Source organism: Pseudomonas sp. Z1-14 (assembly GCF_051132005.1).
GTDB lineage: Bacteria > Pseudomonadota > Gammaproteobacteria > Pseudomonadales > Pseudomonadaceae > Aquipseudomonas.
In genome coordinates this window covers 2,578,593-2,590,957 of record NZ_CP071646.1, presented here as the reverse complement: position 1 = coordinate 2,590,957, position 12,365 = coordinate 2,578,593, and the positions used below count along the sequence as shown (strand labels likewise).

General features: G+C 63.9%; 11 protein-coding genes. 7 read left to right on the top strand and 4 right to left on the bottom strand.

Annotated features, from left to right (window positions below):
• Positions 1-103: 103 nt before the first annotated feature.
• A complete protein-coding gene (locus J3P89_RS11835) occupies positions 104-748 on the top strand; it encodes a pentapeptide repeat-containing protein (protein ID WP_434697622.1) in 645 nt (214 codons plus the stop codon).
• Positions 749-893: 145 nt separating this feature from the next.
• Here the strand turns inward: J3P89_RS11835 and J3P89_RS11830 are convergent, their stop codons facing one another.
• Both J3P89_RS11830 and J3P89_RS11825 read right to left on the bottom strand, forming a co-directional pair.
• Positions 894-1,532 (bottom strand): response regulator, encoded by a 639-nt coding sequence (locus J3P89_RS11830; protein WP_434697621.1) that lies wholly within the window; start codon positions 1,530-1,532, stop codon positions 894-896.
• The gene (locus tag J3P89_RS11825; protein ID WP_434697620.1) at positions 1,529-2,785 is read right to left on the bottom strand and encodes a histidine kinase; all 1,257 of its coding nucleotides are present in this window, start codon (positions 2,783-2,785) and stop codon (positions 1,529-1,531) included. The genes J3P89_RS11830 and J3P89_RS11825 overlap by 4 nt, the downstream gene beginning before the upstream one ends.
• Positions 2,786-3,183: 398 nt before the next feature.
• On the opposite strand from J3P89_RS11825, the gene J3P89_RS11820 reads away from it, so the two are divergent.
• The 6 genes from J3P89_RS11820 (at position 3,184) to J3P89_RS11795 (ending at position 8,354) form a co-directional block, all read left to right on the top strand.
• Positions 3,184-4,350 (top strand): ABC transporter substrate-binding protein, encoded by a 1,167-nt coding sequence (locus J3P89_RS11820; RefSeq protein WP_434697619.1) that lies wholly within the window; start codon positions 3,184-3,186, stop codon positions 4,348-4,350.
• A 26-nt stretch (positions 4,351-4,376) separates the two neighbouring features.
• Positions 4,377-5,351 carry a YVTN family beta-propeller repeat protein gene (locus J3P89_RS11815; protein ID WP_434697618.1) on the top strand — a complete coding sequence of 325 codons (975 nt, stop codon included), beginning with the start codon at positions 4,377-4,379 and terminating at the stop codon, positions 5,349-5,351.
• Positions 5,348-6,079, top strand: a complete 732-nt coding sequence (locus J3P89_RS11810) for an ABC transporter ATP-binding protein (RefSeq protein WP_434697617.1) — start codon at positions 5,348-5,350, stop codon at positions 6,077-6,079. The genes J3P89_RS11815 and J3P89_RS11810 overlap by 4 nt, the downstream gene beginning before the upstream one ends.
• Positions 6,076-6,867, top strand: coding sequence for an ABC transporter permease (locus J3P89_RS11805; protein WP_434697616.1), 792 nt, complete (start codon positions 6,076-6,078; stop codon positions 6,865-6,867). The genes J3P89_RS11810 and J3P89_RS11805 overlap by 4 nt, the downstream gene beginning before the upstream one ends.
• A 234-nt stretch (positions 6,868-7,101) precedes the next feature.
• Entirely contained in the window at positions 7,102-7,635 is a 534-nt protein-coding gene (locus tag J3P89_RS11800) for a PQQ-dependent catabolism-associated CXXCW motif protein (protein ID WP_434697615.1), read from the top strand.
• A gap of 53 nt (positions 7,636-7,688) precedes the next feature.
• On the top strand, positions 7,689-8,354 hold the full coding sequence (locus J3P89_RS11795) for a response regulator transcription factor (RefSeq protein ID WP_305500841.1): 666 nt from the start codon (positions 7,689-7,691) through the stop codon (positions 8,352-8,354).
• Between the two features lie 168 nt (positions 8,355-8,522).
• Here the strand turns inward: J3P89_RS11795 and nahK are convergent, their stop codons facing one another.
• Both nahK and nosP read right to left on the bottom strand, forming a co-directional pair.
• The gene (gene nahK, locus J3P89_RS11790) at positions 8,523-11,165 is read right to left on the bottom strand and encodes a hybrid sensor histidine kinase/response regulator NahK/ErcS' (protein ID WP_434697614.1); all 2,643 of its coding nucleotides are present in this window, start codon (positions 11,163-11,165) and stop codon (positions 8,523-8,525) included.
• A complete protein-coding gene (gene nosP / locus J3P89_RS11785) occupies positions 11,095-12,258 on the bottom strand; it encodes a nitric oxide-sensing protein NosP (RefSeq protein ID WP_434697613.1) in 1,164 nt (387 codons plus the stop codon). The genes nahK and nosP overlap by 71 nt, the downstream gene beginning before the upstream one ends.
• Positions 12,259-12,365 lie beyond the last annotated feature (107 nt).

Here is a 12,365-nt window from a genome sequence, read left to right as displayed (position 1 = left end):
GAGCGAGCCTGCTCGCGAAAGCCCGGTGCCAGTCAATATCAATACAGGCTGAACCACCGCTTTCGCGAGCAGGCTCGCTCCCACAATTGACCGAGTTCCTGACATGAAATTCTTGCCGCTTCTATTTCTGTTCGTTGGCGCCATTGCCCATGCCGACGAACCCGACACCCCACTGACCATCAACGGCTGCCTCATCGCCGAATCCAGCCAATGCCCCGGCGCCAACCTGTGGGGCGCCAACCTGGCGAGCCAGGACCTGCGCAAGATGAATCTCGCCGGTGCCGACTTGCGCGATGCCGACCTGCGTCATGCGCGGCTGGACCTGGCCAACCTTGAGAAGGCGCAGCTCCAGGGCGCCAACCTGAACCGTGCCAGCCTGCAACAGAGCAACCTGCGCCTGGCGGATTTCAGCGGCGCCACGCTCAAGGCGATCCAGGGTTGGGGGCTGTTTGCCCAGGGCGCGCAATTCCAGCGGGCCGACTTGAGCGGTGCCTACCTTCAATTCGCCCGTTTGTCCGGGGCTCGCTTGCACGAGGCCAACCTGCAAGCCGCCGACCTGGAGATGGCCTGGCTGAGCAAGGCCGACCTCAAGGGCGCCGACCTGCGCGATGCCAACCTGCAAGAGGTCAAGCTCGCTGAAAGCAACCTGGAACAGGCCAACCTGAGTGGCTCGCGCCAGCATTACGGGAATTTCCAGGATGCGAATATGCAGGACTGCATCGGTTGCCCCACAAGTTGGGATCACTGAGACCGTGGCGAGGGAGCTTGCTCCCGCTGGGGTGCGAAGCGCCCCCAAAACCAGACACCTCGGAATGTCAGGTTCATTGAATCGAGCTTGTTGGGGCTGCTTCGCAGCCCAGCGGGAGCAAGCTCCCTCGCCACGGATCAGCATTTCACCCAGCCACGCGCACCACGCCCATATCGATTCCCAGGTGGACCAGTTCGGCATGGGAGCTGACCTGCAGCTTGCTCTTGAGCAGCGTCAGATGGTTGGACACGGTCTTGGCGCTGATGCACAGCTGTTCGGCGATGGTCCGCGCCGGGGTGCCCCTGGCGAGCATGACGAAGATCTCCAGTTCGCGTTGGGTCATCGATTGCAGGCGCGGGTCCGCATCGGGCCGGGTGCTGGCGCAGGCCAATTGGGTCGCCAGGGTCTGCTCGATATAGGCATGGCCGGCCAGCACCCGGCGCACCGCCTCCAGCAATATCTGCGGTGCCGAGTTTTTGGTCAGGTAACCCGCTGCGCCGGCGTCCAGCGCCTGGCGCACCAATGGCAGTTCGTCGTGCATGCTGAAAAACAGCACGCGCAGTTGCGGCAAGCGTTGACGCAGGCGGCGGGTGGTTTCCAGGCCGCTGATGCCCGGCAGGCTGAAGTCCATGATCACCAGGTTCGGCACCTGTTCCTGCACCTGGCTCAACGCTTCTTCGCCGGAGGCCGCTTCGCGCACCAGCAGTTCCGGCATCAGCGCTCGCAACAGGCTGGCGTAACCTTGCCGAACCACAGCGTGATCGTCCACCAACAAGATGTTCATGAAGCCTCCAGGGGAATGTTCAAGGCCAGCGCCCACCCGGCGCCGGGCTGGCTGATGATGCGCAGCTCACCGCCGAGGCTGCGGGCCCGTTCGGCCATCGAATGCAGGCCAACACCCGCCCGGGCCGGTTGCTGCGCGCCACGTCCGTTATCGCGCACCAGCAGGCGCAGGCGGCCGCTGCGGTGCTGCAAGCGAATCCGTACCTGACTGGCGTTGGCATGCCGGGAGATGTTGGTCAGTGCTTCCTGCAACAGGCGATAGAGGTGTGCCTTGTCAGGCCCGGTTATCGACGGCGACGCTCCATCGACTCGCAACTGACAGGCGATCCCGTGTCTGTCCTGCCACTGCCTCGCGAGCAGCCCGATTGCCTCGCACAATGGCAGGTGCTGCAACACCACCGGATACAAGTCGTGGACCAACGCGCGAAAGCCTTTTTGCAGGTGATCGCAGTGTTCTTCCAGTTCGTTTGCCGTCTGCTCCAAGGCTGGCGGCTGATGGATGAGCAGGCGCAGCAGACAGGCCCGTGCGCGAATACCGGCCACGTATTGGCCGAGGTCATCGTGCAGCGTCTGCGCCAGGCGCGTGCGCTCCTGCTCCTGCACTGCCAGCAGTGCCCGGGTCAGCCGGGCGTTGTCCGCGCGGGTCTGGGCCAGCGCGGCGGTCATCCGATTGAAATGCTCTGCCAACTGCTGGGCTTCCGAAACGCCTTCGGTGCGCAGGCTGACCTGCAAGTCCCCGGCGGACACCTGGCGCATCGCGTGGAGCAATTCATCCAGCAAACGCACGCCCCGGCGCACCGCCCAGCGAATCACCAGCAAACTGACGAAGAGTGCCATCAGGCAGACGCCGAACAGTTGCGCCAGGGAATCGAGGATCTCGTCGATTTCATCCCGTGGGTCGACAGCGATCCAGGCCCGACGCCCATCCTGCAGGACCACCATCTGCGCAACCGGGCCTTCGGCCAACAGTTGGCGACCCAGCCAGGCCTGCAACCCGGGATCGTTCGCCGGGGCATTCTCCCCAGGCGCCAGCCAATGCACCCGCACGTGACGCAGGCTGCCGGTGAGCCGCGATTGCAGGCTGGTCGGGTCTCGCTCGGCGGTTTCGCGCAGGTAATGCACCACCGACTCGGCCGATTGCAGTTCGCGCTGCACATCGGCGGTGGCCTGGTGCAGCAGCAGCGTTGCGCAGGCCACGGCGACCAGGGCAAAGAACACCGTGACCCAGAGGTTGATTCGCCAGAGGGCGGACATGGCTAGCGCCCCGATCCTTTGTCCACACCGGCCCCGTGTGGAACACCGGCCTCCTGTGGGACACCGGCCCCCTGTGGGAGCGAGCCTGCTCGCGAAAGCGGTCGCCCAGGCGACGTCATGGGTGGCTGGGCCGCCGTATTCGCGAGCAGGCTCGCTCCCACCGGTAAAGATGGGGGGCGACTAACCCCGATCAAGCTCAGGATCAGCAACAACGGCAGCAGCAGCGTCTTGAGTATCCGCACGATCCGTCCGCTCCCTGATGAATGACGTTATCGCCATCCTAAAACCCCGACGCCCGCGCCGAGCTACTACCTTGGTACTGCCCCGGCGGTACTTTCTGCATATTTCCCCGCGCTCGTGGCCTTCCTATGCTGGCGCTACCTGCAATGGAGGATGTCATGCGCCGGCTCGCACGTTTTGCCCTGGTTTATCTGCTGGCTACGACCACCGCTCAGGCCGGCGATGCCGTGGCGTTGCAAGTGCGCATCGGCTACCTGGGTTATCGCCCCGATCCCGGCCCGCTGCTGTCCAATGTGATCGCCGAACCCACCGATGCCGGGTTGCGCGGCGCCGAGCTGGCGATTGTCGACAGCAACAGCACCGGACGTTTTCTCCAGCACGACTACCGCCTCGAAAGCGCCAGCGTAGACAGCCCCGAAGCGCTGCTCCAGGCCGCCCGCGCCCAGCACGATCGGGGCCTGCGGCTGTTCGTGGTGAATGCACCCGCTACCAGCCTGCGCCAGCTCAGCGCCGCCCTGCCCGACAGCCTGCTGTTCAACGCCGGCAGCCCCGACGACAGCCTGCGCACGAGCGACTGCCTGGGCAACGTGCTGCACACCCTGCCTGATCGGGCGACACTCGCCGATGCGCTGATCCAGTTCAGCGTTGTGCGCAAATGGCAGCGCGCCTTGCTGATCGTCGGCCAGACACCCGCAGACCAGGCCTACGCCGCCGCACTGCGCCGGGCCATGAAGCGTTTCGGCATGAAGATCGTCGCCGAGAAACCCTGGCAGTTCGACAACGACCAGCGCCGCAGTGCCCAGGCCGACATGCCGTTGTTCACCCAGACCGCCGAATACGACGTGGTGCTGGTGGCCGACGAGCGCGGCGATTTTGGCGAGTACGTGCCCTACCAGACGTGGTACCCGCGCCCCGTAGCCGGCACCCAGGGACTGACCCCGACCGGCTGGCACAAGACCGTCGAGACCTACGGTGCGGCGCAGTTGCAAAAACGCTTCGAAGCCTTGGCCGGGCGCTGGATGAACGACCGCGACTTCGCCGCCTGGATCGCCGTGCGCAGCATCGCCGCCGCCGTCGGCAAACTGCGTCGGGATGACCCGTTCGCCATCCGCCAACTGGCCCTCGGCGACCAACTGCCGCTCGACGGTTTCAAGGGCCGCAAGCTCAGCTATCGCCCCTGGAACGGCCAATTGCGCCAACCCATTGCGCTGGTCCAGCCACGCGCCCTGGTCAGTACCTCGCCCCAGGACGGGTTCCTGCACCCCAGCAATGAAATGGACAGCTTGGGCTACGACCGGCCCGAAGTCAGCTGCCGCTACCCCTGATCAATAACAACAACAAGGAAAACGCCATGCGCCGCTCCCTGCTTTACCAGATCCTCGCCTTCGGCGCTGCGTTGATCGCGGCGGGCCCTGCCGTCGCCGCCGTCGCCTGGGTCTCCAACGAGAAAGACAACAGCCTGAGCCTGATCGATATGCAGAGCCTGGAAGTCGTCGACACCCTGCCGGTGGGCCAGCGCCCTCGGGGTCTGCTGCTGTCCCATGACAATCGCCTGCTGTACATCTGCGCCAGCGATTCGGATCGCGTCCAGGTGATGGACGTTGCCACCCGCAAGATCATCAAGGAGTTGCCCTCCGGCAAGGACCCCGAACAGTTCGCCCTGCACCCCAACGATCGTTGGCTCTATGTCTCCAACGAAGACGATGCCCTGGTCACGGTGATCGACACCGAAACCTCCGAAGTGCTCGGCCAGATCGCTGTGGGCGTCGAGCCCGAAGGCATGGCCGTCAGTCCCGATGGCAAGTGGGCGGTCAACACCAGCGAGACCACCAATATGCTGCACTGGATCGACACCAGCACCCAGACATTGGCCGACAACACCCTGGTGGACCAGCGGCCGCGCTTCGTCGAATTCAACCGCGACGGTATGCAGCTCTGGGCCTCGGCCGAGATCGGCGGCACCTTGAGCATTCTCGACGTCGCCACCCGCCAGGTACTCAAGACCCTGACCTTCCAGATCAAGGGCGTGCACCCGGACAAGGTCCAACCGGTGGGCATCAAGCTCAGCGCCGACGGCAAGCTGGCATTCGTCGCCCTGGGCCCGGCCAACCATGTCGCGGTGATCGACGCGCAAACCTTCGAAGTGCTGGATTACCTGCTGGTGGGTCGACGGGTCTGGCAGTTGGCATTCACCCCGGACCAGAAGCAACTGCTGGCAACCAATGGCGTCAGCGGCGATGTCTCGGTGATCGACGTGCAGAGCCGCAAGGTGCTCAAGTCGGTGAAAGTCGGACGTTATCCGTGGGGCGTGGTGGTCACGCCATGAACGCCTTGGAGGTCAGCGACCTGAGCTTTGCCTACGGCGCGCGCGAAGCCCTGCGCCAGATCAGCTTCAGCCTGCCCGCCGGACGCTTCGCCGCGCTGCTCGGGCCCAACGGTGCCGGCAAGTCGACGCTGATTGCCTTGCTGACGCGCCTGTACGACGTGCAACGCGGCGAGATCCGGGTCGGCGGCCACTCGTTGCAGGGCGCGCCGCGACAGGCCTTGCGCCAGTTGGGGGTGGTGTTCCAGCAAAGCACCCTGGACCTGGACCTGAGCGTCGAACAGAACCTGCGTTATCACCTCGCGCTGCACGGCTTTGCCCGGCGCCAGGCTGACGTCCGGATTGAGCTCGAACTGGCTCGCCAGCACCTGACCGAACGGCGTCACGAGCGGGTGCGCAACCTCAACGGCGGGCATCGGCGCCGGGTGGAAATTGCCCGCGCGCTGCTGCACGAGCCGCGCCTGTTATTGCTCGATGAGCCGAGTGTCGGCCTCGATCCGGCCAGCCGTCAGGCCCTTGGAGAGCATATCCGCCAACTGTGCCGCGAACAGGGCATCAGCGTGCTCTGGACCACGCACCTGCTGGACGAAGTGCAGCCTCGCGATGACTTGCTTATCGTGCATCAGGGGCGGCTGGTCGCCAGCGGTCGCGCCGAGGCGGTGAGCCTGGAACATGGCGGCAGCCTCGGCTCGGCCTTCGATCGATTGACCGCCTCGGGAGTGGCCGCATGAATGCGTATTGGCAATGTTTCAGCGGCATCGTGATGCGCGAATGGCTGCGCTTCGTGTTGCAACGCACTCGGTTGCTCAGCGCCCTGGTGCGGCCGTTGTTGTGGCTGCTGGTGTTCGCCGCCGGCTTCCGGGCCGCCCTGGGCATTGCGATCATCGCGCCCTACGACACCTACATTCCTTATGAGGTGTACATCGTGCCGGGGCTGGCCTGCATGATCCTGCTGTTCAACGGCATGCAGGGCTCACTGTCGATGGTCTATGACCGGGAAATGGGCAGCATGCGCGTACTGCTCACCAGCCCCCTGCCCCGGGCCTTCCTGTTGGCGAGCAAGTTGCTCGCGACTTCGCTGATCTCGCTGTTGCAGGTCTATGCCTTTCTCGCCATCGCCTGGTTGTATGGCGTCCAGCCTCCGGCCACGGGCCTGCTGCTGGCGCTTCCGGCATTGCTGCTGATGGCCCTGATGCTCAGTGCCCTCGGCTTGTTGCTGTCCAATGCGATCCGCCAGTTGGAGAACTTCGCCGGGGTGATGAACTTCGTCATCTTCCCGATGTTTTTCCTGTCTTCGGCGCTGTACCCGCTGTGGAAAATGCTCGAGGCCAGTCCGTGGTTGTACTGGCTGTGCGCGGTGAACCCGTTCACCCACGGCGTGGAGCTGGTGCGCTTCGCCCTGTATGGGCAATTCAACCTGCTGGCAATGTCGGTGTGCGTGGGTCTGAGCCTGGTGTTTGCGTTGCTGGCGGTGTGGACGTTCAATCCGCAGCATGCGGCATTGCGCAAGGCGAATTAAAGCTACTGGCAAATATCCCTGTGGGAGCGAGCCTGCTCGCGAAGGCGGTGGATCAGATACATCAATGGCGGCTGGATGACCGCTTTCGCGAGCAGGCTCGCTCCCACAAGGGATTGGTGTGTACGTCCATAATTGGGAAATTACTACTTTAGTACCGGTTTTCCTGTCTATGGTCGCATTCACAAGACCTCGACCGTGACATGTAATGGGCGCATAACAAGAAGGATAAAACCTATGCCCCGTTTGCTCGCGATCGTCTTGCTGGGCCTGTCGCTGAATGTCGCGCAGGCCGACACCTCGCTGTTTTCCCCGCAGGGCTTTCGCATCACTCAATACCGCAGCCCGACGCCCGCCTCCGCAGACGGCGCGCAAACCGTCGACACCGAAGCCTTGCAGCGCCTGCTAAAGCAAACGCCCGCGCCAGTGCTGATCGACGTCTACCGCCGGCCCTGGGTCCAGGGCCGGTTCATCGACACCGAACCCCATGCCAACCTGCCCGGCAGCTTGTGGCTGGCCAACACCGGCGACGGCGAACTGGACGCGACCTGGCAGGACTACTTCACGTTTTACCTGCGCAAAGCCACCGCCGGCCAGGCCGATCAACCGCTGGTCTTTTACTGCCGCTCCGATTGCTGGTTGAGCTGGAACGCGGTAAAACGCGCCGCCGCCTTGGGCTATAAACATCTGTATTGGTACCGCGACGGCCTGGATGCCTGGGAGGCGGCCAACCTGCCCCTGCAAGCGGCCCGCCCCGAACCCTTGCCCTGAATGGCCGAGAGCCGTGCAACTGCCCCAACACGACAATAACGAGGTGAATGGCCATGTATAAAATCCTGATAGCCGACGATCACCCACTGTTTCGCGAAGCCATCCACAACGTCATCAGCGACGGTTTCGCCGGGAGCGAGGTGATGGAAACCGCTGACCTGGACAGCGCCCTGGCGCTGACTCGCGAACACGATGACCTCGACCTGATCCTGCTCGACCTGAACATGCCCGGCATGCACGGCCTCAATGGCCTGATCAACTTGCGCAACGAGGCACCGACCATCCCGGTGGTGATCGTGTCCGCCGAGCAGGACAAGCAGATCGTCCTGCAGGCCATCACCTATGGCGCGGTGGGTTTCATCACCAAGTCGTCGCCGCGCGCGCAGATGACCGACGCCATCGAGCAGATCCTCAACGGCAACGTGTACCTGCCGCCAGACATCATCCGCACCCAGAAGAGCCCGACGGGCCGGCGCCTGAACGAGACCCCGGCGTTCCCGCCCGAACTGCTCCAGGCCCTGACCCGCAAGCAACTGCTGGTGCTCGAACGCATGACCAAAGGCGAGTCGAACAAGCAGATCGCCTACACGCTGGACATCGCCGAAACCACGGTCAAGGCCCACGTCTCGGCGATCCTGCGCAAGCTCAACGTGCATAACCGGGTGCAGGCGATTCTCAGTGCGGGGGATATCGATTTCGGGGCTTACCTGCGGCGTTGAACCGCGGCCTGGAGAAGATCGCCCGTGGCGAGGGAGCTTGCTCCCGCTGGGCAGCGCAGCGGCCCCAAACCCAGGCAACGCGGTGTGTCAGTCTGGTTGAGTTGAATGGATGGGGGCTGCTGCGCAGCCCAGCGGGAGCAAGCTCCCTCGCCACGAAAGCGGTTCTTCTCAACGGCTGGTTGCCTGGCCCAACAAATGACTCATCGCAATCTTCAGCTTCATCGGCCGCACCGGCTTGTGCATCAGCGTGTGCCCGCGCTCGCGGATCTGCTGCTTGAGTTCGTTGCTGTAGTTGGCCGTGATCATCATGGCCGGGATCGGTGAGGTGCGGCAGGCGTTGATCCGGGCCACCGCGTCCATGCCATTCTGATTGTGGTCCAGGTGATAGTCGGCAATCAGCAAATCCGCCTCGGCGCGGTAATTGTCCACCTGGCGTGCCAGGTCCTGTTCCGACAGTGCAGTCACCACGCGGCAGCCCCAACCTTCGAGCAAGGTGCGCATGCCGGCACAGATCGCCGCGTCGTTGTCCAGCACCCAGACCCGCGCGCCACGCAGGCGTTCGAGCATCGGCTCGCTCATATCCAGGCACGCCAGCGGCTTGGGTGCGGTAGCGCTGAGCGGCACCTCGATGGCGAACACCGAGCCCTGGCCCGGCCAGGAGCGGACCTTGATCGGATGTCCGAGAATCCCGGCGATCTTCTCGACGATCGCCAATCCCAGGCCGAGTCCGCGATCCTGGTCCGGGCGCTGGACGTCCCCACGCTTGAACTCCTGGAAGATTTCCTCCAGCCGATCCTGGGCAATGCCGATACCGGAATCCCAGACTTCGATCGAGACACGGTTACCGTGACGCCGGCAACCCAGGACCACCCGCCCGTTAGGGGTGTAGCGAATGGCGTTGCTCAACAGGTTGCGCAGGATCCGCGCCAGCAACTGGATGTCGCTGCGCACCAGCACCGAACAAGGCACGAAGCGCAACGCCAGGCCCTCGCTACGGGCAACCTGAAGGTATTCGGCGGCCAGGGTGTCGAGCAGCTCACTGAGGGCGAACGGCGCCACGTCGGCCTTGATCACCCCGGCATCCAGCTTGGAAATATCGACCAGGGTGCCCAGCAGGTTTTCCACGTCCTGCAGCGAATTGCTGACGTTGCGCACCAGCTGCGCGTTCGCCACCGGTTCGCGGCGTTCGAGCAAGGCGCTGGTGAACAGCCGCGCCGCGTTCAACGGTTGCAGCAGGTCATGGCTGACCGCCGCGAGGAATTTGGTTTTCGACAGGTTGGCCCGCTCGGCCTCGCGCTTGGCTTCGCGCAGGCGCAGCTCGACCCGGCTGCGCTCGTCGATCTCGCGTAGCAACTGGTCGTTGAGCGTGGTCAGCTCGACCGTGCGCTCCTGCACGCGCTGCTCCAGGTTCTGGTAGGCCTGATGCAGGGCCTCGGCGGTGCGGCGACGTTCGGTGATGTCGCGGATCAGCACGAAGATGCCCACCACCTCGCCGTTGGCCAGCCGATTGGGCACGTAGGAGCGCAGCATGTAGCGCTCCTGGTTGTTGATGTTGGTCTCGGCGAATTCGAAGGTCACGCTCTCCCCGGCCAACGCCCGGGCCACGTAGGCTTCCAGGCGCTGGTAATGCTGCTCGCTGTGGGCTTCGCGCAGGCTTTGGCCGAGCATCACGCCCCGCGGCCAGCAATACCACTGCTCATAGACCTTGTTGGTGAATTCGTAGACCAGGTCGGCGTTGAGGTAGGCGATCAGTGCCGGCACGTGATCTGTGATCAAGCGGATCCAGCGCTCGCTTTCGCTCAGTGCCTCGGCATGCTGGTAGCGCTCGGTAATGTCAGTGAAGGTATTGACGTAGCCGCCGGTCGGCAGCGGATGAGTCCGGATCTCCAGGACCCGACCATCGGACAGGCGCTGTTCGCACTCCTGGATCAACCGCCCATTGCCGTCGCGACTGGCCGGCGTCAGCAGTTGCAGCTCACTGTCGGCGATCACCTCGTTGAATGGCCGATGAGCCGCCACCGGCGCCAGGCCGCTGAGCTCCAGAAAACGCCGGTTCCACAATTCCAATATGCCCTGGGCATTGACCATCGCTACGCCCTGGGACAGGTTGTCCACCGCTCGCTGCAGCAAGTGGGATTTCTGCGCGATGGCTTGCTCACGGCGTACGGTTTCGCTGAGTTTGACGTCAGTGATATCGGTAAACAGGAACACCCGCCCGCCTTCCTGGGTCGGCCGTTCGCTGACCTGCAGCCAGCGGCCGTTCTGCAATCTGTACAGCACCGGCTCATCGGGCTGGCCGCGGGTTTCTTCGCTAAACAGGCCATTGGCGGTCATCAGGCGCTTGACCTCGCCAAGGCGCATCCCGGCGATGATCCGCACCCGGCTGTGAGCCCAGAACGCCTTGAAACGGCTGTTGAAGAGGACGATGCGTTGCTGTTCGTCGAACAGCACGAACGCATCGGAAATGCTCTCGATCGCATCGATCAGATGGCGATGGGCGGTTTCCGCCCGCAGCCGGGCTTCGCCCAGCAGATGGTTGCCGGCCTTGAGCTCGGCCATCGCCTGGTTCAAGGCATCGGTGCGCTCGCGGACCTGTTCGGCCAGCACCACCGAATGCTGGAACGCTGCGTACGGGTCGCTGCCACGGGTCACGCCGGATTCGACCCGCTCGATCAGCGCCGCGTTGATGCGCCGCAGCTTGTGGTTGTCGTGTTGCAGGGCGGCGATCTGTGCCTGCAGTTCAGCGATGACCGGGGACGCGATGACGGGCAATGGCAACTCCGGTGAAGGTCTGGTTGATGTGCATGCCATTGAACTGTTCTCCATAGGTGTTGAACCCCATCACCCGTTGTTCGCGCAGGAACTGGCCGATCTGCTCCAGGCCAGCGCTGTCTTCCAGCTCAAGGCGCCTGAGGAAGCAGTCGCAGCCGATGGTCAACAACAGGTCACCCAGGCGCTCCTGCAAGCCGTCAAACAGCGCTTGCAGGTTATGCAGCAGAGGCCCCGGGCGCATGGCCGTGAGCACGATGCCGTTCTCTACGGCGCAATAAAAACTCAGGCTCAGGTCCGAGTGGACCTGCTGGATCGCCCGCACGTAGTACTGATCGTTGATGCGCACGGCCAGTGGATGGGCGGCAAAGATCCGGTAATCCAGCGCGCTGACCGGCACACCGATATGCCGGGCGTATTCGTCGGCGGCGGGTTCGGCATTGAGCTCGTAGACCCGTCGCGAGGCGCTGTCGGCGCCGGTCACCACCAGCTTCTCCTGGCGAGGCAGGATGTGATGGGTGGTGAACACCTCGAACTCCAGCCAGGTATTGATCAGCACCACCACGGCGGCGCCGCTGTGGAACTGGCCTTCAAAGTAGACGTGGGTGTGGGTCAGGTAATTGTCATCGCCGGCCGAGCCACCGAAATGCGGGATGTCGCCCAAGGCTGCGCTCAACGCGGCCAGTACCATTTCCTCGCGACTGGACAGGCCGTCGAGCAAGGTCAAGGCAAAACTGTGGCCCTTGATCGGCGCCAGGACGTTGCTGCGACAGCCACCGGCCAGTCGCTCGACCATCTGCTGGGCGTCGATCAGGCTGAAGTGCTCCATCTCGCCGATCAGCTCGGCGGCAATGGAAAAATGCCGATGATCGAACCCCACCGCCGTCACGCAGTTACGGCCGTAGCCCTGCGGGGTGATTTCCCCGGCGCTGGTGCAACCGACCAGGCGAATCCCGCCGAAACTGCGTGACAGCGCCTGGCCCAGGGCCGGCAAATTGTATTCGGCGGAACAGAAAAACAGCACGAAACCCAGGTACGGGTGCAACAGCTGTCGCGCCAATTCCTGGGCCACTTGCTCGACGTCTGTTGCCTGGGACATGGCGCTGACCACACCTTCGCTCTGGGCCTGCTGCATCTGCGCCTCCGACGGTGCGTGATAGAGCCCTGAGTGTACGAACCCGCGCCCGGCGGACGAATGCTACTTGGGTAGCGGGTGGACACTTCCATGGGAGGAGAACCGAG

What these genes read in the sequence shown, in the direction of transcription:
- J3P89_RS11835 (WP_434697622.1), top strand. Translation starts at nt 104, where the DNA reads ATGAAATTCTTGCCGCTTCTATTTCTGTTCGTTGGCGCCATTGCCCAT.
- J3P89_RS11830 (WP_434697621.1), bottom strand. Translation starts at nt 1,532, where the DNA reads ATGAACATCTTGTTGGTGGACGATCACGCTGTGGTTCGGCAAGGTTAC.
- J3P89_RS11825 (WP_434697620.1), bottom strand. Translation starts at nt 2,785, where the DNA reads ATGTCCGCCCTCTGGCGAATCAACCTCTGGGTCACGGTGTTCTTTGCC.
- J3P89_RS11820 (WP_434697619.1), top strand. Translation starts at nt 3,184, where the DNA reads ATGCGCCGGCTCGCACGTTTTGCCCTGGTTTATCTGCTGGCTACGACC.
- J3P89_RS11815 (WP_434697618.1), top strand. Translation starts at nt 4,377, where the DNA reads ATGCGCCGCTCCCTGCTTTACCAGATCCTCGCCTTCGGCGCTGCGTTG.
- J3P89_RS11810 (WP_434697617.1), top strand. Translation starts at nt 5,348, where the DNA reads ATGAACGCCTTGGAGGTCAGCGACCTGAGCTTTGCCTACGGCGCGCGC.
- J3P89_RS11805 (WP_434697616.1), top strand. Translation starts at nt 6,076, where the DNA reads ATGAATGCGTATTGGCAATGTTTCAGCGGCATCGTGATGCGCGAATGG.
- J3P89_RS11800 (WP_434697615.1), top strand. Translation starts at nt 7,102, where the DNA reads ATGCCCCGTTTGCTCGCGATCGTCTTGCTGGGCCTGTCGCTGAATGTC.
- J3P89_RS11795 (WP_305500841.1), top strand. Translation starts at nt 7,689, where the DNA reads ATGTATAAAATCCTGATAGCCGACGATCACCCACTGTTTCGCGAAGCC.
- nahK (WP_434697614.1), bottom strand. Translation starts at nt 11,165, where the DNA reads ATGGCATGCACATCAACCAGACCTTCACCGGAGTTGCCATTGCCCGTC.
- nosP (WP_434697613.1), bottom strand. Translation starts at nt 12,258, where the DNA reads ATGCAGCAGGCCCAGAGCGAAGGTGTGGTCAGCGCCATGTCCCAGGCA.